Here is a 3,592-nt window from a genome sequence, read left to right as displayed (position 1 = left end):
CTGGAAGAGGAGTTCCCACGGACAACGATCCGCTCAGCTTCAACTTCTACCTCTACAGCATAACTCACAGGGACCTCTACATACTCGCTGACATAGACGGCGACGGTAAGGTGAACGACACCGAGAGGCTGACGACCTACTTCGGCATAACCGTGAGGGACGTTGATGCGCGCTTGAACATAGTCACGATGGACTTCTACTCGCTCATACTCGCTCCCAACATCTACCCAGGCTACGGAAAGACCTATAGAGCAACTACTGATGATACACACTTCGACTGGTACAACACTTTGTGGTTCTTCTATAGCGATTACGGGTGGCCTCACCCGGCCGGCAGTGACTACGCGGGTGCTGCTGATAAGGATACTGGAAGCAGGTATGTTGATGTGATACTGGAGAAGAGCACCTACCCAGACCCGAGCGGCCCGAAGGTGTTCGCTGGAGGCAACATGTGGCTCGATTACACCGGAGTAAACTATCCCGGTACAGTAACAACATTCGATGATGCCAAGGGATACATAGTCGACACGAGCAAGGTCTTCGCTCCCTGGGTGAACAAGCTCGCTCAGGATGAGGAATTCAAGGGAATAAGCGGCTACTACAACCTCTACGAGAGTTGGAAGTTGGGTACGAACGTCGATGAGTGGTACGTGGTCGTCAAGAACGGCACGCTTGGTGCGTCGATCTTCGTAAAGAACGAGACCGGGTGGTACCAGCCCCTCAACCCCGATGGCAAGCTTCTGGTCGGAGGGAAGGAACTGTGGTTCACGAGCGTCGTGAGCGGCGCTGTCAAGGCCTACGCTGAGTGCCCCGCCCTGCCGCCGACCGTGAGTCCTGAGTACTGCGGTCCCAGCTGCGGACCCACATGGGGCATCTACAACTTCACTCAGGGAGAGAGGACGCTGGCCCAGACCGAGTGCAAGACCTTCCTGAAGGACTTCTACGAGGAAAATGATGATGAGCTCTACGGCTACACCGCCTTCTATCCTGATTATGAGATATGCCCGAAGACCATAGATCAGGTAAGTCCTTATGCGACCGGAGAGAGTGACAACGTGACAAAGGCGGTCTGGCACTGGCAGCTCAACTGGTTCTACCCGATAAACGCCACTGGAGTGTTCGCGGGCATATACGACAGGGTTGAGGACCGCAACAAGGACGGAGTGTTCAAGGGAGCCACGGAGCTCGTTCCCGTGACGACAGCCGAGGGCAAGACTGTCTACGAGGACGTCACGCCACCCGAGTACAAGGACCTGATATTCAACTTCGCCAACCCCGAGGAGGTCTACAGCTTCGTCAGGGCCCCAATAGCCTACATGGACAGCTGGGTCTTCGACGGCAAGACCCTGAGCGATGACGTCAAGAACAAGAAGCTCATACTCGTCGGCGGTCCTCTCGTCAACAGCCTCGTGAAGTACCTCAACGACACCGGCAACCTCTACATACTCTACAAGACGGATGGCAAGGTGACGTGGCTCTACAACCCGCTCGGCGCTCCCGGTGAGAGGGACATCAACCTGACATACGCCCTCAGCCTGATAGACCCGACGATAGATCCGACCTACGTCTACAAGATAGAGGGCGGCAACGGTCTCGGAGTGATACAGTATGCTAAGAGCAACCCGTGGAACCCTGACAAGGAGATACTGGTGGTGGCAGGTACCGACAGGTTCGGTACCCTCAGCGCCAGCATAGCCCTCGCTGACCCGACCAAGCTCGCCAACATAACCATAAGCACGTTCTACAATGCTGGAGTCGGAAAGACGGCGCCCGCGGTCATAGTGATAGGTATAAGGCCGACGACTGTGCCGGCGAAGGTCGTGGTGCAGCCCGTGCTCGTCGTCCCGGTCGGGCTGCCCAGCAGCTAAACCCCCTCCCCTTTTTTAGACCATCGTCCCCATGACCTGAGTCTAAGGTCTAAATCCTCCTTATATAGTGGGTGTGCGAGCCCTCATTATGCGATACGCTTTCCTGCTGCTGCTCCTGCTCATGCTCATACCTAGCTTCGAGGCGCGATCGCAGCTGGACATCATCGAGAAGGCCGTTGAGAAGCCCATGGAGAGCGTCGCCAGGGTTCCCGAGTACAAGTCCATAAGCGAGGTGCCGAGGGGGAGCTACGGCTTCGTCAACGGGGTCCTCTATGTCGATAAGAGCGGTTTCACTTTCGGGGCAATCCCCGACCTTGAGTTCAACATATACGCCTCCCTGATAATCGGGGAGGCCCTCCAGGCCCAGAACTTCGCTAACTTCAATCCAAGCACTGTCTCGGCCGCCAAGGGAAGGCTCGCATCCATAACGAGCTGGCTCATCCAGAGCTCGATTGATGGTGCCTGGGGATCCGACATAAGCGGCAAGCTGGTTGACACGTACTTCACAGCTCTGGCGGTGAGGGCGATCTCCCTGGCTATATCATCTGGGGCCCTTCCGAGGGAGAGGCTTAGCTCCCTCTCCAGCTCGGTCCAGAGGCTCATAGGCCTGCAGGACGAGGGAGGGGGGTGGGGGAGGATACCCCAGGCGGACGTCTTCCAGTACAAGCAGCCCACGCCCACAGTGACAGCTGCCGCGCTAAAGGCGCTGCTGGCCGCCAGGGAGGCCGGCCTGAGGGTGCCTGATGAGAGCGTGAGGAGGGCCCTGAACTACCTCTCAGCTGTGGCCAGCAGGTCCGGGGACATGGTCTACTGGGAGGAGGAGAAGTCCAAGGCAATATACGTGACCGGGGAGGTTGCTGACGCCATAGCAGAGGCCCTCTATCAGGGCTACAGCTTCGACGAATCCCTGATAAAAGGGATAGTTAACTACCTGGATGCTAACGTGAAGCAAGCATATTCCTCAGGAACTTACGACTACATGACCGCCTCAGCCCTGAGCGTGCTGGCGAAGCTGTCCTCGCTCGGCTACCTCGAGACCGATAGGCTCGTCTCGAACTACGGGGCTGTGATAGCTGATCTGGCCAACACGATCAGGCCGGACGGCCTGTTCACAGACTTCCCGTTCATCTGGCTCAGGTACTCCTACACCTATCCCTACGTTTCGGTTTTCTCCAACTGGCTCAGGGTCTCCTCTCTCTCCTCCACTGCCTACTTCGTGGGGGGTTACGGCGACTACTCGCCGACCGTGCTGGTTGAGGGGACCTCCCTGAACCTCAAGGTGAGCGTCGCTAACAGGATATCGAAGCAGCTCTCCCTTAGCATGAGCGTGAATGTTCAGCCCCCTGCCTCGCTCCTCGACAAGTCCGAGGTCAGGTTCAGCCTGGATGGGGGGAAGGAGAGGGAGTTCACATTCAGGATAGCGGCGCCGGATGGCCTTCCATCCGCCCAGAACGTCAGCGTCAAGATAATCCTCAGGGAGGGGAATTCCAGCAAGCCCATATTCGCGAAATCCCTCCCATTGAGGCTTGTCAGGAATCCGGTCCTAATACTAGAGTCGAAGCTTGTCAGCCCGACCTCAGTTCAGCTGAGGAAGCCAGTAAACGTCACCCTGACATTCTCCAACAAGGGGGACCTCCCTATAACAGATCTTGCGTTCGTGGAGAGGCTCTCCTCAGGATTCGAGCTCGTCACGACGTTCCAGGGGAACGGGACGGCCCTGGTCA

General features: G+C 57.2%; 2 protein-coding genes. Both read left to right on the top strand.

Going from position 1 to position 3,592, the window contains the following annotated elements; all coding sequences use genetic code 11:
- Nucleotides 1–1,868: S-layer protein (locus BA066_07280; GenBank protein ID RDD52893.1), on the top strand; the 1,868-nt coding region annotated here is incomplete at its 5' end.
- Between the two features lie 88 nt (nucleotides 1,869–1,956).
- The coding region (locus tag BA066_07275) for a hypothetical protein (GenBank protein ID RDD52892.1) at nucleotides 1,957–3,592 on the top strand (1,636 nt) is incomplete at its 3' end.

The sequence above is a fragment of the Candidatus Korarchaeota archaeon NZ13-K genome (genome assembly GCA_003344655.1).
GTDB lineage: Archaea > Korarchaeota > Korarchaeia > Korarchaeales > Korarchaeaceae > Korarchaeum.
Note: the sequence above shows the minus strand (reverse complement) of the source record. Positions and strands in the feature narration are given on the sequence as shown.